Consider the following 24,475-nt stretch of genomic DNA (forward strand, 5'->3'; position numbering starts at 1 on the left):
GTCACCAGCCGAGGGAGGCACCCATGTCCGAGCAGTCCCACACGTGGCGCGAGCGCGCACTGGCCGTCGGGTGCGCACCGCTGGTCGACGCGATGATGCGCCACCACGAGCACAAGGCCGACCTGCCCGCGCTGCACAGTCCCGCGCCGGAGCGGGCGCTGTTCGGCCCCGCAGTGACCATGCAGTTCCTGCCGACCCGTGATGATCCAGCGGTGCAGGATCGCGGCTTCGGCGACGTTTATGACGAGGCGGTGCGCGGCGCCGAGCCGGGCGCGGTGCTGGTCATCAACAGTGGCGGCTATCCCGAGAGCTCGCACGCCGGTGGGGTCAAACTCTCCCGTGCGTCCCGGGACGGCCTGGCCGGTGTCCTCGCTGACGGCCGGTTGCGCGACTTCGCCGAGTTGGCGGACGCGGGCTTCGCCACGTGGTGCCGCGGCGAGGCCGTGCGCTGGGGCGGTGACCACGTCATGCCGTATGCCGCGAACGTCGCCATCGAGGTCGCAGGGGTCACGATCGTCCCCGGCGACTATGTCTATGTGGACTCTGCTGGGGGAGTGGTGATCCCGGCCGCGAGCATGGAGACGGTCCTCACCGAGGCCGAGACCATCGTGTCCGACGACGAGGGCTTCCGGGCCGGGATCGCGTCCGGGGAATCGAGCTAGTTGTTGAGGCCCGCCCGTCGCAGGATGGCGATCGCCCGGTCGGTCACCGGCTTGTCGACCATCTGACCGTCAACCTGCGCGACCCCGCTGCCGTCGTCGGCAGCCAGGATCCGCTGGGCCCAGGCAACGTCAGTCGCTGTGGGTGCGAAGCCGGCAGCAGCGGCAGCCACCTGCGCGGGGTGGATGCAGACCTTGCCGCCGAAGCCGAGCCCGGCCGCGTGGGCGGCATCCCGGGTGACGGCGTCGGTGTCCGTCAGGCTGGCTGTGACACCTGTGACGGGTTGGGGCAGTCCGTGGGCACGTGACTCCAGGACGAGGATGACGCCGGCCTGGTCGAGCAGGGGTCCATCGTTGGGGGAGACGCCCAGGTCGCGGGCCAGGTCCATGTTGCCCAACGCGAGGCGCGTGACGGGGGCCTCGTCCAGGACCGAGCACACACGGTGGAGACCCAGGGCGGTCTCGATGCAGGCGATCACGGAGGTGCCCGGGGTCAGGGCGTCAGTGACCTGGGTGATGTCTGTGGGGCTCTCGACCTTGGGCAGCAGCACGACTTGTGGATCCAGCGTGCGCAGCGCCTCGAGGTCGGCGGTGAACCACGGTGAGTCAGCGGCGTTGATCCGCACGATGCTGCGCTCGGCGGTCTGCAGCCAGGACGCCGCGTGTGAGCGGGCGGTGTCCTTGGCAGCGGGCTCCACCGCGTCCTCCAGGTCGACGATGATCGCGTCGGCGCCGCTGTCGCGGGCGCGCTCAAAGCGGTCCGGACGGGTGCCGGGCACGAACAGGAAGGTTCGGGCCTGCCGCGCCCAGTCGTGCTCGGCGTGCGGCACGGAGGCTGAAACTCCCGGACTTGTGGTGGGGTGCTGGTTGGACATGGCTGCCACCTAGACGACGACGCTGATGCAGAGGACGAGGAAGAGCGCGACGACGGATGCGACCGCACTGGTGAAGGACAGGACCTTGAAGGCTCCGTTGGTGGTGACCCCCAACAGTGAGCGGATCATCCAGAAGCCGTTGCTGTTGACGTGCACGACGAACAGGGAGCCGGCGCCGACGGCCAGGGCGATGATCACGGTGGGCACGCCCAGCGTGGCAATCAGCGGCGAGACGATCCCGGCTGCGGTGATGGCTGCCACGGAGATCGACCCGATCATCAGGTGCACGACCGCGGCGATGGCCCAGGCCAGCAGGATCAGCACGAACGTGTTGGTGGCCGACGTCCCCGAGAACCAGTCGCCGAGGACATCGGCGATGCTGGTGCTCGCCACGACCGTGCCGAAGGCGCCGCCGGCACCGGTCACCAACAGGATGTTGCCAGCCCGGGCAAATGCCTCGCCGACATTCTGGTTGACCAGCGCGTGACCGGTCCCCAGACGGGCCACCACATAGGCAAGCAGCGCTCCGATCAGCAGGGCGACCATGGGGCTGCCCAACAGGCCCAGGACGGGTGGGGTGCTGCCCGTGACGGCCTGCACGATCGTGGCCGTGGCGATCAGCGACACGGGGAGCACGACGGAGAGGACCATGAGGCCGTGACGCTGACCGGTGTCGGGTTTCGTCGTGACCGTTGAGCCTCCGGTGGAGGTGGCGGCCCCGGTGTCGCCACTGTGACCGACGCCGTGGTCGTCACCGTGGTCGACTGCGTCGGCGCTGTCCTCGCGACCGAACTCGTGGTCAGGCTCGACATCCCGGTCGGCCCGCCAGATGGCGGCGACCACTCTGGTGCAGATGGCCGTGCTGATCAGGATGGTCGCCGGTCCCAGGACCAGGCCGTAGAGAAGCATGGTGCCCAGGGGCACCGCGAAGATGCCCGCGATGGCCACAGCAGCCAGGCCCGGGACCACCAGCGCGAGCCCCACAAGCGTGCCGATAATCATGCCGGTGGCCAGGCGCGGGAGCCGCCGCTCCGTGTCGCCCTGAGCGCCGGCGCGCACGACCGGGGCGGCCAGGAGGAAGACGACATCGGCATAGACAGAGGGGAAGACGGTGCCGAGCGTCACGCCCAGCGCATACGGGAAACGGCGCTCGCCGGTGAGTCGCAGCAGCGCCTGCACGAGCCACGAGAGTGTGCCGGTCATGACGAGCAACTGCCCCAGCAGGGTCCCGAACCCGATGAGCAGACCCAACTCCGCCATGGTGTCGCCGAAGCCGGCGCCGATGGTCTCAACCGTGCCGGCAAACCCGAGGCCGCCCGTGAGTCCGAGATAGATCGACCCGACGATCAACGAGATGGTGGGATCAAGGCGCCCCACCAGGATGAGGCCGATCACGATGAGGGCACTGATGGCGACATGCAGGACGATCCAGTCGTTCACCATGAGGAGTTGCTCCTGACTTCGTTGTCGATTCTGCCGAGGAAGGCAGGGCTTCGCAGAGCCCACGCCCCGGCGAGGGGAGTGCGGGATCCGTGGGCTCGGGGCTGATCAGATGACGTGCTGGCTCCGCAGCGCCGTGACGTCCTGGGGGGACAGGCCAGCCGCGGAGAGGACCTCATCCGTGTGCTGGCCGAGAGGCGGGCCAAGGTGCTCGATGGTGGCCGGCGTGCCGGAGAACCGTGGCACCGGAGCCTGAACGCGCATGGGCCCAACCTCCTGGTCCTCGACCTCCACGAACGTGTGACGACTCCGCATGTGCGGGTCATCGAGGAGTTCGGGTGTGCTGTAGACCGGACCGGCCGCCACCTCGTGCTCGCGGAAGGCGGCCATCGCCTCGTCGAAAGGCCGGGCCGCGATCCACTCTGAGATGAGGGCGTCGACCTCGACGACATGCTCGACGCGTGCGCGGGCCGTGCTGAACCGTGGGTCCTTGGCGAGCTCAGGTCGGCCGAGGGCGTTGAAGACACGCAGGGCGATGCTCGGCGAACTGCCCGAGATGGCAATCCACTGGCCGTCACTGGCCTGATAGGCGTTGCGCGGCACCGTGACCCGCGACATGTTGCCGTCACGCACCGGCGCCACCCCGGTGGCGTCGTATTCGAACACGGCGTATTCGAGGAAGCGGCTCAGCGGCTCGATGAGGTTGATGTCGACGAGTTGACCCGACCCGCCGTTGACGTCGCGGTGATACAGGGCGGCGATCACGGCATACGCGGCCGTCAAGGAAGCGACACCGTCCGCCAGCATGAAGGAGGGGAGCGTTGGAGGCCCATCTGCTGGGCCGGTCATGTGGGCGAATCCGCTCATCGCCTCGGCGAGAGTCCCGAAACCGGGGTTGTCAGAGAGAGGACCACCGGAGCCGAACATGGTCACGTGCGCAACGACCAGCTTTTCGTTCACCGAGCGCAGTGACTCGTAGTCCAACCCCCACTTCTTGAGCGTCGTTGGTCTGGCGTTGAGCAGCACAACATCACAACCGGCAGCAAGGGTGCGGAACAACTCCTGGCCGTCAGGTTGGCGTAGATCGATCGTCACGCTCTTCTTGTTGCGGCCAACGCTCTTCCACAGCATGCCGGTGTCCGAACGCTGGGCGCCCCACTGGCGCAGCGGATCCCCCGTGCCAGGCTGCTCGATCTTGATGACCTCCGCACCCAGTTCTGCCAGGTAGGTGCCGATGAGCGGCGCCGCCGCGAGCGTGGCTGCCTCGAGAACCCGAAGGCCCTCGAACGGTCTGTCCGCCATCATCATCTCCTCAAACTAACGCACGTTAGCGGCGAGACTGACACACGTTAGTCCGAGTGTCAATGGTGATGCGGGGCTGCCTCTGGGTTGTTGGGCTCAGGGCTCCTGGGCGAGCGGACTGGTGAAGATGGAGACCGCCAACGACCAGATCAGGTCCGTCATCGCGGGCAGGTCGTTGAGGTCACCGTCGAACCACCAGGAGGCTCGGCCGCACAACGTGTTGACGGCGCGGACGCGCTCGCGTGGCTGCTGAAGCGTCGGGTAGGCCGCTCGGGTGAGGGCCTCACACAGGTCAATCAGCAGGTCGCGCTTGACTTGGACTGCGCTCCTGGCCTGGTCCGGGACGACTGCGGCCAACTGGTCGGTCTCGAGGATGATGCGCCAGGAGTCCATGCGGTGCGGGAACTGGAACTGATAGAGCGCGTGCCGGCGCACCAGGGTCTCCAGCGTCCGCACCGCCGGCTCGTGACGGGTCATGGGCTCGGCGATGAAGGCGACGAAGTCGTCAAAGATCCACTGCAGCGCCGAGACGACCAGAGCGTCCTTGCTGGGGAAGTGGTTGTAGATGCTGGCTGCCCGGATCCCGGCCCGCTCCGCGATCTGTCGCATGGACGTTGTCTGATAACCGTTGATGGCGATCAGCTCGACGGCTTCGAGCAGGACGCGCTCCTTGGTCCCACCGCCTGCCGACGCGGAGCCGTGGGAGTCTCGGATGAGCATGATGGAGCGCAGCAGCGTGTCTGCCTGGGTCGCGTGGACGTGCTGTGTCCCCGTCACGACTCTCCCGCCCTCCGTCGTCGACCACGTCGTCTCTAACTGCCGCGGTGCGGCGGCTCACGTGTGCTCAGGATAGGTGCCGCGTGAATCGCGTGGCGAGTGTGGTCTTATTTGGTCGTTTCTCGGGCGGTGGCGCGCTCGGTGGGCTGAATTTTCGCCACACGACGCGCTCGGTCGATGTGGGGGAGTGGGCGACACGCCGAGTCGCCACGCGGTGTCTTCAGTGGGTCGCAACCGTCTGACCTGCACAGTCACAACAGTCCCAATTTTCTCGACGCGTGGGCTGTTGCTTCTAGTGCCCAACCTGCTTATGATCCCTACATCTAGTAGTTACACACCTGTGGTTCGTCCACATGTTGTGCACAACCTGGAGACGTTACCCACACGTCATCCACAAGCAGTCCCCAGCACAACACACAGGAACAACGCACGGGCCGACCAGCAGGAACGCCCCAACCCAGCCACCGAAGGAGGCCGCAGATGCACTGTCCGTTCTGTCGGCATACGGACTCCCGCGTGGTGGACAGCCGCGTCCAGGAGGACGGGACCGTCATCCGCCGCCGTCGCCAGTGCCCCGAGTGCGGGCGCCGGTTCGGCACGGTCGAGTCGGCCACCCTCTCGGTCATCAAGCGCTCCGGCGCGACCGAGCCGTTCAGCCGGGAGAAGGTGCTGACGGGTGTGCGCAAGGCCTGCCAGGGCCGTCCGGTCACCGAGGACGCGCTGCAGATCCTGGGTCAGCAGGTCGAGGAGACCATCCGCTCCCAGGGGCAGGCCGAGATCGACGCGCACGAGGTCGGACTGGCCATCCTGGCGCCGCTGCGGTGCCTGGACGAGGTGGCCTACCTGCGGTTCGCGAGCGTCTATCAGGCGTTCGAGTCCCTGGAGGATTTCGAGGGGGCGATCACGCTGCTGCGCACCGAGCGCGATGCCGCAGCAGCCGAGCCAGACACGGCGGAGAGTATGCCGTAACGCCGGTATTCCTGCAGGTCACCGGGGGATTTCGGACGAGTTTCGGAAGACTGTCAGTGGGCGGTGGGACGGTGGTTGGGAACCACCGGAGAAGGACTAGTTGAGCAGCACGAGACGTTGAAACACAGAGCAGCAAACATGGGTCAGCAACCACAAGAGGAGTCAGGAATCATGACGGAGACGAGCGCCGCACGCTCCCGTTCACGGCGGGCCGGCAAGGGCCTGAAGATCGAGCGCATTTACACCACCCCCGGTGTGCACCCCTATGACGAGGTGACCTGGGAGAAGCGCGACGTCGTCCAGCAGAACTGGAAGACGCAGGAGACGATCTTCGAGCAGCGCGGCGTGGAGTTCCCCGACTTCTGGTCGGTCAACGCCTCCACCATCGTCACCACCAAGTATTTCCGCGGCGCCCTGGGCACCGACGCCCGCGAGACCGGCCTGAAGCAGCTCGTCGACCGGGTCGTGCTGACCTACGTCAAGGCGGGCAAGGAGCACGGCTACTTCGCCACCGAGGACGACGCCGAGATCTTCGAGCACGAGCTGACCTATGCGCTCATCCACCAGATCTTCAGCTTCAACTCCCCGGTGTGGTTCAACGTCGGCACCTCCAGCCCCCAGCAGGTCTCCGCGTGCTTCATCCTCTCCGTGGACGACTCGATGGACTCCATCCTCAACTGGTACAAGGAGGAGGGCTTCATCTTCAAGGGCGGCTCCGGTGCCGGCCTGAACCTCTCGCGCATCCGCTCCTCCAAGGAGCTGCTGTCCTCCGGTGGCACCGCCTCCGGCCCGGTGTCCTTCATGCGTGGCGCCGACGCGTCCGCGGGCACCATCAAGTCCGGTGGCGCGACCCGCCGCGCGGCCAAGATGGTCGTGCTCGACGTGGACCACCCGGACATCGAGGAGTTCATCGAGACCAAGGCGCGCGAGGAGGACAAGATCCGCGCGCTGCGCGACGCCGGCTTCGACATGGACCTGGGCGGCGCGGACATCGTGTCCGTGCAGTATCAGAACGCCAACAACTCGGTGCGTGTCTCCGACGAGTTCATGCGTGCGGTCGAGGAGGGCGAGGAGTTCGGTCTGCGCTCGCGCAAGGACGGCTCGGTCATCGAGACCGTGGACGCCCGCGAGCTGTTCAACAAGATGGCCAAGGCCGCCTGGGAGTGCGCCGACCCGGGCATTCAATACGACGACACCATCAACGACTGGCACACCAACCCCGAGACCGGCCGGATCACCGCGTCCAACCCCTGCTCGGAGTACCTCTCGCTCGACAACTCCAGCTGCAACCTGGCGTCGCTGAACCTGCTGAAGTTCCTGCGCGAGGACAACACCTTCGACGTGCAGAAGTATCAGGCCGTCGCCGAGCTGGTCATCACCGCGATGGACATCTCGATCTGCTTCGCCGACTTCCCGACCGAGCCGATCGGTGAGACCACCCGCAACTTCCGCCAGCTGGGCATCGGCTACGCCAACCTCGGCGCGCTGCTGATGGCCACCGGCCGCGGCTACGACTCCGAGGGTGGCCGCGCCCTGGCCGCGTCGCTGACCTCGCTGCTCACCGGCGCCGCCTACAAGCGCTCCGCCGAGATGGCCGGTGTCGTGGGTGCCTACAACGGCTATGCCCGCAACGCCGACGCCCACAAGCGCGTCATGCGCAAGCACCAGGCCGCCAACGACGAGATCCGCTCGCTGCACGCGATGGACTCTGAGATCCACAAGGCCGCCACCAAGGCCTGGGACTCGGTCGTCAAGGTCGGCGAGAAAAACGGCTATCGCAACGCCCAGGCCTCGGTCCTGGCGCCGACCGGCACCATCGGCTTCATGATGGACTGCGACACCACCGGCATCGAGCCGGACTTCTCGCTGGTCAAGTTCAAGAAGCTCGTCGGTGGCGGATCCATGCAGATCGTCAACCAGACCATCCCGCGCGCGCTGAAGATGCTCGGCTATGCCGAGGAGACCATCGAGGCGATCGTCGAGCACATCGCCGACAAGGGCCACGTCATCGACGCCCCCGGCCTGAAGACCGAGCACTACGAGATCTTCGACACCGCCATGGGCGAGCGGGCCATCAAGCCGATGGGCCACGTGCGAATGATGGCAGCGGTCCAGCCGTTCCTGTCCGGTGCCATCTCCAAGACGGTCAACCTGCCGGAGGAGGCCACGGTCGAGGAGATCGCCGAGGTCTACATGGAGGGCTGGAAGCTCGGCCTGAAGGCTTTGGCCGCCTATAGAGACAACTGCAAGGTCGGCCAGCCGCTGTCCGACGGTGGGTCCACCGCCAAGGACAAGAGCGCTGCGGCCGCCGAGGCCAAGGTCGAGAAGATCGTGGAGTACCGCCCCGTCCGCAAGCGTCTGCCCAAGCGTCGCGCCAGCCAGACCACGTCGTTCTCCGTCGGTGGTGCCGAGGGCTACCTCACCGCCGGCACCTATGACGACGAGACGCTGGGCGAGATCTTCCTGAAGTTCGGCAAGCAGGGCTCGACCCTGGCCGGCGTGATGGACGCCTTCTCGATCGCGGTGTCGATCGGCCTGCAGTATGGCGTGCCGCTGGAGACCTTCGTGGAGAAGTTCACCAACCTGCGGTTCGAGCCGGCCGGTCTGACCGACGACCCGGACGTGCGCATGTCGCAGTCGATCATGGACTACGTCTTCCGCCGTCTGGCGCTGGACTACCTGGACTTTGAGACCCGCGACTACATGGGCATCCACTCCGCCGAGGAGCGGGCCCGTGAGCTGGAGACCGGCTCCTATCTGGCCGGCTCGGGCTCGAGCGACTCGGACGACGAGTCGGTGGAGGACGAGCTGGAGTCCTACAGCCAGTCCGTGGCCACGACCACCAAGAAGGAGAAGGCTGACAAGCCCGAGGTCGTCGACGCAGTGGACGTCGAGGCGCCCGCGGCACGCGAGGTCAGCACCGGGGTCCACTCCTCGGCCGAGCTGATGGAGAAGTTCCAGGGCAAGTCCGCCGACGCCCCGATGTGCATGACCTGCGGCACCAAGATGCAGCGTGCCGGCTCCTGCTATGTCTGCGAGGGCTGCGGCTCCACCAGCGGCTGCAGCTGACGCTGAGCCCCACGAGTTCCGCCGTGGCGCGGGGAGGTAACCAACCCTCCCCGCCCCACGGCGGCGCCAGTTCTAGGAGACAAGGCGGCTCTTCGAAGTTAACCGGGCACGCCGGGGGTTTCGCTTGACGTGAAGTGCCCGTGACCTCGGTGATCATGGCTGTGTCGAGCAGTTCATGGTCACGAAGATGAGGTCACGGGCATGTCCCAGGGTACGCAACTTGAGGTTGAGGTTCAGCACGTCGATGTCGGAGCGAATCGGTTGCTTGGGTTGGACGGGGTCGCGGTCGCGCACGTTGCGCTCGAGGAGGACAGAGCTCGGGTGGTGCACCTAGCCACAGCGCAAGAGGCCGCGGCAGCGTGCCCGAAGTGTGGGGTGCTCTCGACGTCGGTGAAGGGCCACGCGGTGACCCGACCGCGGGACCTGCCCTACGGGGAGGACCCGGTCCACCTCCTCTGGCGCAAACGCCGGTGGCGGTGCCGCGAGGCAGCGTGCCCGCGAGGCTCGTTCACCGAGTCCCTGCCCAGCATCCCTGCCCGCTCGAGGTTGACGACGAGGCTACGAGCTGCCTGCGGTGCCGGGGTAGCCGAGGACTTCAAGGACGTCCAGGCCGCCGCGCGCTATCACGGGGTGTCCTGGCCAGTCGCGCATGCCGCGTTCATCGACCACGTGAGCCCCGCGCTGGCGGCGCCGCTGCCGCCGGTGTGCGTCCTCGGCATCGACGAAACGCGCCGCGGGAAGATCAAGTGGGCCCAAGACGTCAACACCGGCCGGTGGCAGGTCGTCGCCGACCGGTGGCTGACCGGGATCGTCGACGCTGCAGGAACTGGTGGCCTGCTCGGCCACGTGAACGGGCGCGCCTCCGCCGAGGTCATCGCCTGGCTGGAAGCCCAACCGGCCCCCTGGCGGGAGGGCATCAGCCACGTCACGATCGACCTGTCCGCGTCCTACTTGACGGCAGTCACCGAGGCGCTGCCCGACGCGGTCGTCGTCGCCGACCGGTACCACCTCGTCCAGCTCGCCAATCAGACGCTGACCGAGGTCCGTCAACGCGCGACCCGCGACGTGCGTGGCCGCCGTGGCCGGAAGAAGGACCCGGAGTGGGCCAAGCGCCGGCGGCTGCTGACCGGGTTCGAGAACCTGTCCGAGGAGTCGTTCATGAAGATGTGGAACAAGCTCGTCGATGCCGGTGACCCGGGCCAGGAAATCTTGTACGCCTACACCGTCAAGGAACGCCTCCGTGAGCTCCTGGCGCTGTCCGGGACGAACCCGGACCGGTCGGTGATCTCTCACCGGCTGTGGCTCTTCTACGACCAAGCAGCCCACTCCCGCTCCCCGGAGATCCACCGCCTCGCAGCCACGATCGAGTCCTGGTGGCCAGCAGTCGAAGCGGCCATCATCACCGGCTACTCCAATGCCAGATCGGAAGGGTATAACCGCCTGGCCAAGCATCAAGGTCGCAACGCCTTCGGGTTCAGGAACACCGCCAATCAGCAACGCCGGATACGCTGCTCATGCACCCGCCAACACCGGCGGGCCACAGCCAAGAAGACCGAGTTGCCCGGTTAACTTCGAAGAGCCGACAAGGCTGGCTGGACCACGCGCCCTGAGGCCAGCCGAACATACTCTTGTCCTCACGTGCGTCACCGGCGCGGCCTGACCGTGCGGCCAGATCACAGTTCCGCGCTTGCGTCCGGGCCGAGAGGCTCCGCAGGCATACTGGGCGAACAGCCTCGCTTCTGGTTGCTATAGGCGAAGAACGCGCACTTGCCCAGCTCGCCAGCGACTGTCCACCTGTTTGAGTTCAAAGCAACAGAGTTCACCGTCGTTTAGCGAATCCCATACGTCACTATCGAGCAATTCGTACACGTGTAAGAAATAGTCCTCGGGGGTTCCAGCGATAAAGCCAAATCCCTTGTCGCGGACAAGGCGCGCCACGCGACCTACCTGCCTCGCCTCGACGCCTAAACTTGACGTTAGTCTTGAAAGCCGCTCAACGAACTTGGAGGCGCTAACAGCGTAGTATCCCGATAAGCGAGGAGTCACGTCGCCAACGAGGGTCCGCATCCAAAGCAGAAGGTCAGAACTTTCGCCTGATAAAAGTTCCTCAGGAAGCGTTTCGCAGAGTTCCAGGGCTTCTTCAGCGATCTCTAGGGCAGAACCATTCTGCTCTCTGAGTAGGTCTTCTTCAATTTTCTGGCACGCCGCGCGCAAGGCCATCACGACCGCAGGGAACTGTTCAGCAGTCGTGGATCGTTGGAGGTCAAGCACACGCTTAGCTGCTCCGAATGCGAGTTCCCATTCTCGGAGAAGGTATTGCGCCCATGAAATCTGAGCCGCGATATTAGGGCTCGTAGGATCCCGCCGCGCCGCCTCCTGTAGCAAAATGAGTGCGCGCTGGACATCAATTCCTTCACTCAACAAATAGCTGCCGAAGTGGAAGGGCGTGGAAGCCAGCTCCGAAAGTGGGAGGGCTCGCTCATACGCCTCCAGTGCTCCTGTGTCGTCCAACATCCGCGCTCTTATGTCACCCTCAACCCTATAGGTCTCGAAGTAATGAGGAGCTAGCTTCTGTGCCTCTCTGCAAAAACCGAGGGCGTCTTCATAAACCTCGCTGGCCGACGCTCGCTTCAAAATTCTCGCAACATGCGCGTCTTCCACGCCTCGAATCGTGATAGTGTCCGAATTGTAAGGTGTCGCAACCATCTCAACAGAGAACTGAGCACCCTGGTCTCTCAGGTCTTGGCTCCGCTGGAGCATCCCAGCTCGTCTCGGTCTTGGCACGGGGTGCCACCGGTCCAGGTATTCTTTTGCGAAGTCAGATAGGAAATACGCTGAATCCAGGCTCCCTGACCGCGAGTGACTGGACATCGCAACGAAGTTGGTCGTGAGGAGTGCCAGGAGCACTCGCTCGGTGTCTTCCCCTGACAAATCGTTTAGATATGCCAACTCGGCCATATTTTTAGCGCCTGGAAGCACTTGGAAGGTGCTAAGGACTTCCTGTTGCTCCTCATCAAGGTAGTCGTACACATTAGACATGCAATATTCGAGAATAAGACCATTGTCGCCGAGGAGATCCTCGGGCCGCCGACCCGCCTGCAGGCCCGCTACGAACCAGCGGATGTAACTGGGATGCCCCACCAACGCTGCTGCGTATTTCGCTACCTCTTCGCGGCGGAGGTCCCGAAGTTGGGTCACCCCGCGGGCACGACACAGTGCATACAGGAGGTTGACCGCCTCGTCTTCCGACAACGGGCCAAGGGAAATCGGATTGTCCAGCATGCCGAGACTGATACGACTGGTCAGGATAACTTTGCTGCCGAGGGGGATGTCAGCCAGGAACTCACGGAGGACGGGATCGAGAACGGTTTCAAGGTTGTCTAGGATCAGGAGGACTTTAAAGGTCTCGAGGTATCCTCGAAGTTCTCCAATGGGCTGTTCAGCGGGCAACCCCCCGAGAACTTCTGCAGCTTGCGAGAATAGCCCAAGGGAGTCTTTTATGGCGTCAGTTATAGCCACAACCTCGGTGCCAGTTATCACTGCAGATTTCGCAGTGACCCACACGATCGCCTCGAAAGTGCCGTCCGGATCATCTAATAGGTCATACGCTGCCTGAACGGTCAGTGCCGTCTTGCCTATGCCACCTGTCCCGAGGACGGAGACGATCGCATAATTTCCTTTGATTAGGCGTTTGAGTTTTTTGAGTTCCTCCCGCCTTCCGAAGAATCCAGTCTCGTCGAACTCGGGAATAGGTAAATTGTGAAAGGGTGTGCCGGCGACCTCGTCGGCCCGCCATAATGGTGTGAGGCCCAATACGTAGGCCGGGTTATCGTCAATGCGGCGCATGGTTTCCGCAAGCGTGGGCCACTGCTCCCGATCGCTCAGCACTACTGCCGCTGCCTGGTCTGCCAGGAAGGCGCCGTCGTCCAACTGCATAGGTTTCGTATGGGCGACCTGATTGCGGATAGCCACAATGCGCGTGAAGCCTTTGGCGAGTGCGTCGAGAGCGTCCCGGGTTGTATTGGAAAGACTGCTCCGACGGGCGGCTATGATTTCAAAGGCATCAGCGAAGTCCGTGTGCGGCAGCAGCGCGCCTACCGACCTAGCGGTCGGCAGTCTGTCCTTCGTCCTTCGCACTTGGGCGGCATCAACGACTTCAACTGGAAGGTCGGCGAGGGGAAGCTCGGGCCAGTGTACCTCTACCATGCGCCTCAGGTCACTCTCCATGGCGGAGATCAGGGCGTAGCAGGTGAGTCGAGAGGCAGAGAAGGTCACCAGCCCAGCGTAGCGACACCCCATGGGTAAAGCAGGCCGTACGCGCCGACCCTCCACATGACTTCAGAGCCAGGCCGTGCCGTGAATGATGGTGGCTGCCGGTGTGGATTCCGCCGCGGCGGGACTGCCAGGTAATCAATACCCCTGGCCCCGCAGCGGCTATCCCTGGCGATCGCTTCTTGCTGCCCCGAGCCGCAGAGCGGAATCCGCGACGCGGCGCTTCACGTCGCCGATGACACCTGCTCCAAGCCTTGACACATCGGCATGACAGTGATGTACCAACCTTCGGTCCGTCGCTCGACGGTTGAGTGCTGTCCCTAACCGTGAGCTCGTCCGGGATGCCTGTCTGCTTGCGTCAATCTGGACCTGCAGCGGAGTTTGACTCGATGACCGCCTCTCGGCGCGGTCCGCAGCTCTAGAGTGCTGTCCACGCCGAGGCCAACATTCGAGGTGGGCGAGCCGTGAACGATGCGTGATCCACCAGAACGCGACCGAATACCGACACGTGACAGGGCTTGCCGTCGCGTGCGCGAGGACTGCTGTTCCCTGAGTTGGACATGCCGAGTCTGAGGGCTGGCGAAAGACAGTGTCCTCCGGACCTGGCAAGCTACGGGTGTGCAGGAGGGAATCTACGAGGCTTTGGCAACTGTGGAGCTGATGGCCCGGCTGAGCGATCTGCCTCCGGACGTCACTGCTGAGTTCGAGCCCGTCGACGCTGCCGACCAACCGCACACGTTCGCGCGGCACGTCGGCAAGATTGTCGAGCGTGTGCTCCGTGATGTCCGTGATGACGAAGACCGGCTCGCGCTCGCGAATGGACTGCTCAAGCAACTCACGGGTGACGGGATTCTCGTGGCGCCCGGCCGTCACCTCACTGCCGTGCGTGCCCCCATCGTGCCGGGCCAGGCCTCACGTACGGGGTTGCGCCCATCCACACCACTGAGCGAGGCGGCACTGCTCACGAATGCCAAGGGTGAGCCTAACCTCGGTGCCGAGCTGCGAGCGGAACTCGATGCCGCTGATGGAGTGGACCTCATCTGTGCGTTCGTGAAATGGCATGGGCTTCGGGTGATCGACCAGCAACTGCGCGGTCTTCGGGAGCGCAACATCCCTTTCCGAGTTATCACCACTACCTACATGGGAGCCACCGAACGCAAGGCACTGGACCGGCTCGTGCGCGAGTTCGGTGCGGACGTGCGGATCCATTACGACGAGGCCATGACGCGACTGCACGCCAAGGCGTGGCTGTTCCACCGTCACACCGGCTACGACACGGCATACGTCGGATCCTCCAACCTGTCCCGCTCCGCACTGCTCGACGGCGTGGAATGGAACGTCCGACTGTCCAGGGTGGGCACTCCAGCCCTCCTGGAGAAGTTCGGTGCCACCTTCGAGACGTACTGGAACGACCCGAGCTTCGAGCCTTATGACCCGGACAACGTGGACCACAGGGACCGGCTCGATGACGCCTTGGCCCGCTCGTCTGGGCGCTCGGGGGCAGGTGTTGGTGACTCGCAGATCTCGGGTCTTGAGGTTCGGCCGTATCCCTACCAACAGCACATCCTCGACGCCGTTCAGGCTGAACGGGAGTTGCACGGTCGCCACTGGAATCTCGTGGTCGCCGCCACCGGGACGGGCAAGACCGTGATCGCCGCGCTGGACTACAAGCGGCTGTCCGACTCCGCGACAAACACCTACCCGAGCTTGTTGTTTGTTGCCCACCGCAAGGAGATTCTCGAACAGTCTCGGCGGACCTACTGCGAGGTCCTCGCCGACCCCAACTTTGGGGAACTCTATGTCGACGGTGCTCGCCCCGAGCGGTGGAGGCACGTCTTCGCCAGCGTCCAATCGCTCAACTCCTACGGCGTCTCTGCCCTGCCGGCCGATGCCTTCGACATCGTGGTGGTGGACGAGTTCCATCACGCGGCGGCTGCGACCTACCGAGGGCTCCTCGAGCACATCCGACCACGAGAACTGCTCGCCCTCACCGCCACCCCTGAACGGTCTGATGGCTTCGACGTGCGCGCCTACTTCGGCGGACGGACGGCTGCGGAGCTGCGACTTTGGGAGGCACTTCAGGCGGGGATCCTCTCGCCCTTCCACTACTTCATGGTCAGCGACGGCACCGACCTGAGCTCAGTGTCATGGAAGCGTGGCAGATACGACGAAGCCGAACTCGAGCAGGTCTTCACCGGCAACGACGCGCGATCACGAGTGGTCCTGAAAGAGCTGTCCCACAAGATCACCGACGTGCAGGAGATGAAGGCCCTGGGCTTCTGCGTGGGCGTGGCCCACGCGGACTACATGGCCAAGGTGTTCAACGACGCCGGCATCAGTGCGCAGGCGGTGAGCGGCTCCACGCCGCCAAACGAACGCCGGGAGGCGCTCGCCGCGCTGCGTGCGGGAGAGGTCAAGATTCTGTTCGCTGCCGACCTCTTCAACGAGGGTGTCGACATCCCTGACGTGAACACTCTGCTCTTCCTGCGGCCGACCGAGAGCGCCACGATCTTCCTGCAGCAACTCGGACGGGGCTTGCGTTCACGACCTGACAAACCAGTCTTGACAGTGCTGGACTTCGTGGGCAACCAGCGCCGAGAGTTCCGCTTCGACGCCAAGCTCGGCGCGCTGACGGGGCGCCCGAGAGGGAGGCTCAAAGAGGACCTTGAGCACGGCTTCCCGTACCTGCCTGCTGGGTCACAGGTCGTGCTCGACGAGCGAGCCCAGGAAGTCGTCCTCGAAAGTCTGAAGACGCAGATCTCGGCGCGGTGGCGCTACCTTGTGCAGCAACTCTCGGCGATGGAGCCGGGCACGTCACTCAACGGATTCCTCAGCGACTCAGGTGTGCTCCTGCCCGACGTGCTGCGGCGGGGGCAGCGGTCCTGGACGGAGCTGCGGGCCGACGCAGGTCACGCCGACACCCTCAGCCCCCTAGAGATGAAGTTGGCCAGGCGAGTCCGCGCCCTCGCCCACGTCGACGACCCGGTCCGGCACACGGCATACGGCGCACTGCTCCAAGGCCAGGCCGGCAGCTATGACAACCTCTCGGCAGTGGAGAAGCGGTTGGCGGACATGCTGTTCTTCTCCCTGTGGCCCGATGGGGGAGGGTTCGACTCAGTGGGTGCCGGACTCGAGAGCTTGGCGGTGAGCCCGGCCGTTCGCGCTGACACCTGGGAAGTCATCGATCTCGCCTTCGAGGCCGCAGACCACACGGTGCGACCGCTCTCAGGTCGCCTTGCACACGTTCCCCTCCAGGTTCACGCGCGCTATCAGCGCGAAGAGGCTCTCGCAGCACTTGGCTACGCGTCGATGTCTCGCAAACCCAACTCGTTTCGAGAGGGTGTCCTCTACGAGCCGGACCTCAACGTCGATGCCTTCTTCGTGACGCTCAAGAAGACCGACGATGGCTTTTCGCCGACCACCATGTACCGGGACTACCCCATCAGCCAGGAACTGTTCCACTGGGAGTCCCAGTCGGTCACGAGCGTGGCTTCCAAGACTGGCCAGCGTTACGTCACCGGTTCGTCCACCGTCCTGATCTTCGTGCGCGAGGAGAAGAAGGACGAGTTCGGCACCAGTCCCTACCTGTTCCTTGGGCCGGCGACGTATGTCTCGCACGAGGGAGAGAAGCCGATTGCTATCACCTGGCGCCTGGACACCCCCATGCCCGGCGAAGTGTTCGCGTCCGCCAGCGTGGCGGCTGGGTAGCCACGGGTCACCGCCCCCCAGCCACCGGCTGACGTCGGTTCGGCGCTCATTCGCCACCCAGTTCCTGGGCCCGCTCCCGCAGACCGACTAGTCGGTGCTCGAGGGTGTGTCCTCGGCTCCTCACACAATCAGCGGCAAGAACTGGCATCGCTACCACTCGTCGTGCCGGACCAGCCGTCGGCCGCGGCCCGACGACCGCTCATGCAGTCGGAACCAGCCTTTGAACCGGGCCATACCAACGCCGCCCTAGCGTCGAAGAACCCCCTGTGACGGAACAAAATCTGCAACGGAGGAGATCTAAATGTCTGGTCAACTAGACCGATCACGCCCCGCAGGACGGAGACGCGGGACCATCGCGGCGCTGGCCGTCGGCGCCGTGGGAGCAAGCACACTCGCGGCTGCCGGGAGTCCCAGCCCAGTCGCTCATCCAGGTGCTGGCGACGATCCGAGCACTCCCCAAGCGGCCGAGGTCGTGCTCACCGAAGGCACTAACGTGACCGCGGCCGCCGCACCTGACGGGAGCACCGTGATTGACCTGCACGGCGCCCTCTACCGGGTGCCTGAAGGCGGTGGCGAGGCGACGCAACTGTCCTCACCACTGCACGAGGCGGCGCGTCCAGACGTCGGTCCGGATGGCAGGATTGCCTACCAGTCTTACGCCGACGGCGGCTTCCACATCTGGATCGCCTCCGCTGATGGCTCAGACTCCACGCAGGTCACTGACGGCAGCTTTGATGAGCGGGAGCCACGGTGGTCTCCGGACGGAGAACACATCGCGTTTGCCTCAGATCGGGAAGGCTCCTACGACATTTGGTCCGTGGAGATCGACACCGGCGAGCTGACCCGCTGGACGGATGCGGAGGGCGAGGAAGCGCAGCCCTCCTGGTCGCCGGACGGTGACGAGATCGTGCACGTCCTCGGCAACACCATCGCAGCAGTCGACAGCGACGGGGACAGCCGGGTCCTGGTGGCCGATCCGGGCGGCACAGCGACGGTGAACTCACCAGCTTTCAGCCCATACGGGGACAGCGTCGCCTGGACGCGTCACGACGGCACCTCAAGTGACCTGATGGTCGATGACGAGGCAGTCACCGAAGGCGAGGACGTCTTCCTGTTCACTCCCGAGTGGCTTGACGACGACACTCTGCGCTTCACCGCGGATGGTGGGATCCGCGAGATCGACCTGGCGACCGACTCGGTGCAGGAGGTGCCCTTCGAATCGACCGTCGAGATCCCCGGTGCTGATTACACAAAGAAGGAGCATGACTTCGACGACCGAGACCGGCGCAGCGCGACGATTCTCACGCCTCAACTGTCACCTGACGGCACGTCGATGCTCTTTGTTGCCCTGGGTGACCTGTGGCACATGGAGTTTGGTGCAAAGCCCGAACAGCTCACCGACGATGAGTTCCACGAGGTCGACCCGGTGTTCTCTCCGGACGGTTCGAGCATCGCCTACGCCACGGATAAAGCGGGCACACAGGACCTGTATGTGCGGGATCTGGCGAGCGGTGACGAACGCCGCGTGACGAGTCTCGATGGTACCGAGGTGGCGCCGGCTTTCTCCCCGGACGGGAAGCGCCTTGCCTTCCAGGACCAAGACGGCGCGACCTACACCCTCGATCTAGCCAGCCGGTACGTGAAGGAGTTGGTGCCGTCGATCTTCGGCCCAGGCCGCCCGACATGGTCTGCAGACGGAGACACCATCGCCATGGCGGCCGTCGTCCCGTACTCGGAGCGATTCCGGGAGGGGACCAGCCAAATCCTCACCGTGGACGTGGCCAGCGGGGAGCAGACCTTCCAGTCACCTGGTGACCGACACGCCTCGCTGTCCACCAGGGGCGACGACGGCCCGGTGTGGTCACCGGACGGGGAGTCGATGGCGTTCGTCGTCGACTCACTCCTGCGCACGATGCCGGTCGATGACGACGGAACCCCGGCCGGCGAGGTGAGCACTGTCAACGACGACGTGGCCGATGCTCCATCGTGGAGTGGGGATTCGAGTCAGTTGCTCTACCTGTCTGGCGGCGACGTCAAGCTCGCCGACATCACGACAGGGGAGACCCGCACGATCGAGGTGCCGCTGGACTTCCGCCCGGCGATGGAGAGGGGCACGCAGACCATCCATGCCGGTGCGTTCTGGGATGGTGAGAGTCGCTACCTCCGCGAGGACGTCGACATCACGCTGCGACACAACCGGATCGTCTCCGTCGAGGACCACGACAAGAACCGCCACCACCGGGGCAAGGTCATCGACGCCTCGGATCTGACAGTGATGCCCGGCCTGATGGACTCCCACGTCCACCAGGCTTACCAGTCGCGGTTCTTTGGCGACAGGCAGGGCCGGATCAGTTTGGCGTATGGGGTCACCTCCACACTGTCGGTTGGTGACCAGGTCTACCGGGCCATGGAAGACCGGGACTCCCTAGATGCCGGCAAACGGGTCGGCCCCCGGTTCTACGCCACAGGTGAACCCATCGATGGCGCCCGGGTCTACTACAACTTCATGCGACCGACGACCTCGATGGACCAGATCGATCGTGAGCTGACTCGAGCCGAGGATTTGGACTACGACTTCCTCAAGACGTATGTCCGGTTGCCAGCCGAAGGGATGGCCAAGGTCGTCCAGGCTGCCCATGACATGGGGCTGCCTTCGGCATCGCATTACCTGAGTCCAGGTGCCTTCGTCGGCCAGGATGGGACGACGCACCTCGCTGCCACCCAGCGGCTCGGTTACGCCCGCACCATTTCCGCGACCGGTCAGTCCTACGCTGATGTCCCGGCTCTCTACGGTGAGGGAAACCGGATGGTGACCACCACCCTGTTCACCAGTGACTTCCTGCAGCCGGAGGAGTTCCTCTCCGATCCACGGTTCGGACTGCTCCCGTCGTGGAAGCAGCAGGCGCTGATGGACGGGATCGGCGAAAACACTGGCGATCCGGTCGATCCGGAGTGCTTGACGGCTGAGTGCAGTGAGGTGCAGACGCTCGATCGGATCCGTGAGGCTGGCGGTCAGGTGCTCGTCGGCACCGACTCACCCCTTGACCAGGTGGCGATCGGGGTGCATGCGAACATGCGAGAGCTCGTCGGCTATGGCTGGGATCCTTACGACGCGCTCCGGGCCGCCACTGTGGCTCCGGCACGCTACCTCGGGATTGATGACGAAGTCGGAACGCTTGGGCCTGGGAAGGTCGCCGACCTCATCGCGGTCCGTGGGAACCCGCTCGAGGACATCGACGCCACGATGAACGTCGAGTTGACCGTCGTCGGCGGCGAAGTCCACACCCAGGAAGAGTTGCTGGCACCATTTGACGGCACTGTCGACCAGTCTGAGGACGCGAGGACTTGGTCCGACGAGTCGGCCTCGGAGGTGGACGAGTGGGCGGATGAGTCGGTGACGAGTCGCTATTGGTGGCACTCCCCGGAGGTCGTGGCGGAGGCTTACGCCCACGCTTGCGACGCCTATGACGAGTTGGCCCACCGCGCAGCGCACGGTTCTCACGAGGGGCACACGCACCCGTAGCCATTGACAGCACGGCCCTGGAGCGTCAAAGGGCGGCCGCGAGTCCGGTGGCTTCCAAGTCACCTGGCCGTGGCCGTCCTGTCTCTGCCCGATGCCTTCCCGAGCGCTTCCAACCCCATCGTCTCGCGGCACCCCCACCATCCGACGGTCCACTTATGCTGCCAACCATGACCGACCCCGAGGCCCTGCTCGCCGGCGCCACCGTTGATAAGGACGTGTTCGCCCTGTGCCCCGACTACCGCGCCCTGCTCGTTGTGGTCGACGGCATCACTCCCGCGCCGAGCGACGAGACCAGTGAGGAGCTGCTGCTTGCTGCCGAGGCCCACGCCACCGAACTCCTCGCAAGCCAGCCCGTCGATCAGTTGCCGCACGTGGAGGCCTGGCGCACGGCATACCGCGCCTTCGGGGCCAAGCCGCAGCGCACCCGCAACAGCCTTGAGGCCCTGACCCGGCGCGCCCCCGGCGGACTGCCGCGGGTCAACCGGCTCACCGACATCTACAACGCGGTCTCGGTGCTGCACCAGCTGCCGCTCGGCGGTGAGGACCTGAGCCGCTATGTCGGCCCGCCCCGTCTGGTGCGGGCGACCGGCACCGAGGCGTTCGACACGATGGCCGACGGCGCCGACGTGGTCGAGCACGCCGAGCCGGGGGAGGTGGTCTGGTGCGACGACGCGGGGATCACCTGCCGCCGGTGGAACTGGCGCCAGGCCCGCCGCACGCAGCTGCACGAGGGCACCACGACCGCCCTGTTCATCATGGACGCCCTGGCCCCGATGACCGACGAGGCGCTGCAGGCCGCCGCCGATGACCTCGTCGGTCACCTCGGCGGCCGTATGCCGACGCGCACCTGGCGCAGGTGGCTGCGCCCCGGTGGTTGACCCCTGTCGGTCAACACGGTTGGATCGGTGGGGATGACAAGGATGAAGGCGACGGGGGCGGGACAGTGACACGGCGCGGCAGGTTCAGGACGGGACTGAGTGCCATCGTGCTCGGTGGGGTGGTGCTCAGCGTGACCGGGTGCAGCTCCGGAGACCCTGATGTCACCCACGAAGGGCAGGTCTCCTATGCCTGCGCCCTGGCGGCACACGTCGCAGAACAGGATCCCGACATGGCCGCCTGGACGATGATCGGCGACGACGCCGACCCGATGGTGCGGGAGATCCTGGCGATGGGCAGCCTGGCAGGGGGCAGTGCGGGCTTCGAGCTGGACGAGCATGCCGAGTTGAGCGACGCCGGGAAAGCGGTCTTCGAGGGAGTCTCCCGCATCGACTTTGACACGATGCAGACCGGCCTCGACGACTTCGACGCGGCCTGCGACAGCCTGTCCGTGTCCGCAGAGGGTGATGTGTCCGACGAGGGGCAGATCCGGTTTGGCTGCGACCTGGCCGCGCACGTGGTCGAGGAGCATGGCCCAGCCGAGTCGTGGGGGTCGTTGGGGGAGGAGCACGCCTGGCACGAGGTGATGAGCGTGGGAGCCTTGTTCGGTGCGCCCATCGGGCAGGAACTCGCCGACTATCCCGACATCTCTGCGGCCGGGCGCGACCTCTACATGGCCGTGAGCACACTCGACACGCAGGCACTCGATGGTGGCCTCGAAGCGGTCGTCGATGAGTGCGAGCAGCTCTGAGGGTGAGCGGTCCGCTGGACCCGGCCAGGCGGCATACGAAGGGGTCTGCCCGTCGTCTGAGTTGGACATTTGGGGAGAAAGTGATCAAAGTGGACTGTCCTCGTGACTGGGATCCTGCGACCTGGGGAGCCTGCAACATGACCCACGCGATGAAGGAAATGTCATGACCTTGACCCGCCGCCTGCTGGCGTTGTTCGTCGTCCTGTGCCTGGCGGTCACCGCCTGCAGCAACGGCGAGACCGACAACCCGGTCGAGACCGACAGCGCACCCACGACCGCGGACGCGGTCCCGACCACGTCCGACGCCGAGGCGACCACCGCCACAGCTGCGCCCGCGCCGCCGACGACGTCCGACGACACCGACGAGCAGACCGCGACGGCTGCGCCGACGGACACCGAGGAGCAGACGCAGTCGCCCACCACGGAGGAGCCGACCAAGGACAAGGACGAGGACGCAGCCGCCGAGCCGCTCCCGGACGGCACGATCACCGCGCTGCTCATCGGGTCCGACTCGCGCAGCAACGACTTCAGCGGCCGGTCCGACGTCATCGTCCTGGTGCAGCTCAGCGAGGACCGTGAGCACCTGAACCTGGTCTCGATCGCGCGCGACTCCTATGTCAACATCCCCGGGCAGGGCCAGAACAAGATCAACGAGGCCTATGCCCGCGGCGGCATCCCGCTGCTGCGCCAGACCGTCTCGGAGCTGATGGGTGGCCTGGAGATCGACTTCGTCGCGCAGACCAACTTCGACATGTTCATCGCGCTGACGCGGTGGATGGACGGCTTCTGGGTCGAGAACGAGCACCGCTCGAGCGTCACCGTCGGCTCGACCGGCCGGCAGATCGTCTTCGAGGAGGGCCGCATCAAGCTGGAGAACACTGACGGCCTGATCTATGTGCGCGAGCGCAAGACGCTGCCCCTGGGTGACCTGGACCGCACCGAGCGTCACCGTGCGGCCCTGACCGGCATGATGCAGCGCCTCGTGGAGATCCGTGAGGAGGAGCCCGAGAAGCTCATCGAGCTGCTGCCGATGCTGCACAAGAACGTCAAGATCGAGGGCGACATCACGGTCGAGCAGCTGATGACCATGGTGGACATCGGTGCCGAGCTGGACAGCGAGGACGTCACCTCGCTGATGGTGCCGGTGGCCTATTTCGACATGACCTCCGGTGGCATGTCGATCGACGTGCTCAACAAGGGCCGCACTGCGGAGTTGGGCGAGGCGATGCGCAACGGCGACCTGTCGGGCTATGTCGAGAAGTACGGCACGTCAGAGGCGCTCACCGGGCGCTGAGCTCAGGCTCACAGGCAGGCTCAGGCAAACGGCCGCTGGCCGCGCACGGACGTGAACTCAAAGAACCACGCCCGAAAGCGCGGGTCGCCCATGAGGCGGTCGAAGCGGTCGATCTCGTCCTGCTCGATGTCCACGTCGAGCAGATAGGGCGTCGCCTGGCGCACGTAGTTCTGATAGAGCAGGCACCCGGTCGTGCCGCCGGTCGTGGTGGCCATGTTGCGCTCGGAGTGCAGGTGCACCAGCCCGGCCTGCCCCATGACCTCGTCCACGTCCAGGGCCCAGCCATAGTCGGTGCCGCCCGGCCTGCAGACCTTCTCCACGGTCGCTCCCACGACACGCTCGAACAACTCGCAGTCGGCCACCGTTGGTCCCTCGACGGCGCCGAGTGAGGGGCCGAGGTATTCGCCGAGCACCAGCCACCCGCCAGGTGTCAGGGCGTTGATGAGTTCGTTGACGAGCTGGCGACGACGCGGCAGGTGCATCAGCACCAGGCGCGCGTGGATGAGGTCGTAGGGACCGCCGGGCACACCGTGGTTGATGTCATAGCGCCGGACGTCGACGTTGGCCAGGCCGCCATCGAGTTGTGAGGTCTCGACGTCGAGTGCCACGACGCTGCCCTCGGGTTGGACGCGGCTGGCCATCCACCGGGCCATGCTGCCGCTGCCCGCGCCGATCTCGAGGCAGCGCAGGCCGGGCCTGATCCCGGTGGCGGTCAGCGCCTTGATGCTGTGCTGGTCCAGCATCAGGTCGAGATGCTCGAGCTGCTGGCGGCCGAGGTCGGTGCCCGGACCGAGCGCAGGGTCCGCCTCGCGCTGGGGTGAGGCGACATCGATGGGGGTCACGGTGGTGTCCTTTCGCGCGGGGGTGGCTTGCAGGATCCACCGTGCCTGTGACGTCTTTCACTGCGCTTGCATGGTGCGGCCCTGCTCCCGTGAAGGGTGGCCACCTTTCTTCGAAGTC

At 65.3% G+C, this 24,475-nt stretch carries 15 protein-coding genes; 9 read left to right on the forward strand and 6 right to left on the reverse strand.

The features are described 5' to 3' along the window. The first annotated feature begins 23 nt into the window (after positions 1-23). Positions 24-662, forward strand: coding sequence for an RraA family protein (locus NF556_RS06190; protein ID WP_252594613.1), 639 nt, complete (start codon positions 24-26; stop codon positions 660-662). Here NF556_RS06190 and NF556_RS06195 read toward each other — a convergent pair. From NF556_RS06195 to NF556_RS06210, 4 genes are all read right to left on the reverse strand, one after another. Then, positions 659-1,534, reverse strand: coding sequence for an HpcH/HpaI aldolase/citrate lyase family protein (locus NF556_RS06195; RefSeq protein WP_252594614.1), 876 nt, complete (start codon positions 1,532-1,534; stop codon positions 659-661). The two genes, NF556_RS06190 and NF556_RS06195, sit on opposite strands and share 4 nt — an antisense overlap. Positions 1,535-1,543: 9 nt before the next feature. Next, on the reverse strand, positions 1,544-2,977 hold the full coding sequence (locus tag NF556_RS06200; protein WP_252594615.1) for a GntP family permease: 1,434 nt from the start codon (positions 2,975-2,977) through the stop codon (positions 1,544-1,546). 105 nt (positions 2,978-3,082) lie between these two features. Further along, a complete protein-coding gene (locus NF556_RS06205; RefSeq protein ID WP_252594616.1) occupies positions 3,083-4,276 on the reverse strand; it encodes a CaiB/BaiF CoA transferase family protein in 1,194 nt (397 codons plus the stop codon). Positions 4,277-4,372: 96 nt separating this feature from the next. Further along, positions 4,373-5,053 (reverse strand): TetR/AcrR family transcriptional regulator, encoded by a 681-nt coding sequence (locus NF556_RS06210; RefSeq protein ID WP_252594617.1) that lies wholly within the window; start codon positions 5,051-5,053, stop codon positions 4,373-4,375. 480 nt (positions 5,054-5,533) lie between these two features. Between NF556_RS06210 and nrdR the strand changes: the two genes are divergently transcribed. The 3 genes from nrdR to NF556_RS06225 all read left to right on the forward strand — a co-directional run bounded on the left by nrdR (position 5,534) and on the right by NF556_RS06225 (position 10,660). Next, on the forward strand, positions 5,534-6,022 hold the full coding sequence (gene nrdR / locus NF556_RS06215; protein WP_252594618.1) for a transcriptional regulator NrdR: 489 nt from the start codon (positions 5,534-5,536) through the stop codon (positions 6,020-6,022). 171 nt (positions 6,023-6,193) lie between these two features. After that, positions 6,194-9,091 (forward strand): vitamin B12-dependent ribonucleotide reductase, encoded by a 2,898-nt coding sequence (locus NF556_RS06220; protein WP_252594619.1) that lies wholly within the window; start codon positions 6,194-6,196, stop codon positions 9,089-9,091. A 201-nt stretch (positions 9,092-9,292) separates the two neighbouring features. After that, positions 9,293-10,660, forward strand: coding sequence for an ISL3 family transposase (locus NF556_RS06225; RefSeq protein ID WP_252594620.1), 1,368 nt, complete (start codon positions 9,293-9,295; stop codon positions 10,658-10,660). A 177-nt stretch (positions 10,661-10,837) separates the two neighbouring features. Here NF556_RS06225 and NF556_RS06230 read toward each other — a convergent pair whose 3' ends face one another. Next, positions 10,838-13,366 carry an NB-ARC domain-containing protein gene (locus tag NF556_RS06230; RefSeq protein WP_252594621.1) on the reverse strand — a complete coding sequence of 843 codons (2,529 nt, stop codon included), beginning with the start codon at positions 13,364-13,366 and terminating at the stop codon, positions 10,838-10,840. Positions 13,367-13,981: 615 nt separating this feature from the next. Here NF556_RS06230 and NF556_RS06235 point away from each other — a divergent pair. From NF556_RS06235 to NF556_RS06255, 5 genes are all read left to right on the forward strand, one after another. Next, the gene (locus tag NF556_RS06235; protein ID WP_252594622.1) at positions 13,982-17,071 is read left to right on the forward strand and encodes a DEAD/DEAH box helicase; all 3,090 of its coding nucleotides are present in this window, start codon (positions 13,982-13,984) and stop codon (positions 17,069-17,071) included. Positions 17,072-17,372: 301 nt separating this feature from the next. After that, complete coding sequence (locus tag NF556_RS06240) at positions 17,373-20,594, forward strand: amidohydrolase family protein (protein ID WP_252594623.1); 3,222 nt, start codon at positions 17,373-17,375, stop codon at positions 20,592-20,594. A 167-nt stretch (positions 20,595-20,761) separates the two neighbouring features. Continuing rightward, positions 20,762-21,472 carry a B3/B4 domain-containing protein gene (locus NF556_RS06245; RefSeq protein ID WP_252594624.1) on the forward strand — a complete coding sequence of 237 codons (711 nt, stop codon included), beginning with the start codon at positions 20,762-20,764 and terminating at the stop codon, positions 21,470-21,472. A gap of 131 nt (positions 21,473-21,603) precedes the next feature. After that, positions 21,604-22,221 (forward strand): hypothetical protein, encoded by a 618-nt coding sequence (locus tag NF556_RS06250; RefSeq protein WP_252594625.1) that lies wholly within the window; start codon positions 21,604-21,606, stop codon positions 22,219-22,221. A 163-nt stretch (positions 22,222-22,384) separates the two neighbouring features. Next, the gene (locus tag NF556_RS06255; RefSeq protein ID WP_252594626.1) at positions 22,385-23,515 is read left to right on the forward strand and encodes an LCP family protein; all 1,131 of its coding nucleotides are present in this window, start codon (positions 22,385-22,387) and stop codon (positions 23,513-23,515) included. A 20-nt stretch (positions 23,516-23,535) separates the two neighbouring features. Here the strand turns inward: NF556_RS06255 and NF556_RS06260 are convergent, their stop codons facing one another. Next, entirely contained in the window at positions 23,536-24,357 is an 822-nt protein-coding gene (locus NF556_RS06260) for a class I SAM-dependent methyltransferase (RefSeq protein WP_252594627.1), read from the reverse strand. Positions 24,358-24,475 lie beyond the last annotated feature (118 nt).

This window comes from Ornithinimicrobium faecis, from assembly GCF_023923225.1.
In the GTDB taxonomy this organism is placed as follows: domain Bacteria; phylum Actinomycetota; class Actinomycetes; order Actinomycetales; family Dermatophilaceae; genus Ornithinicoccus; species Ornithinicoccus faecis.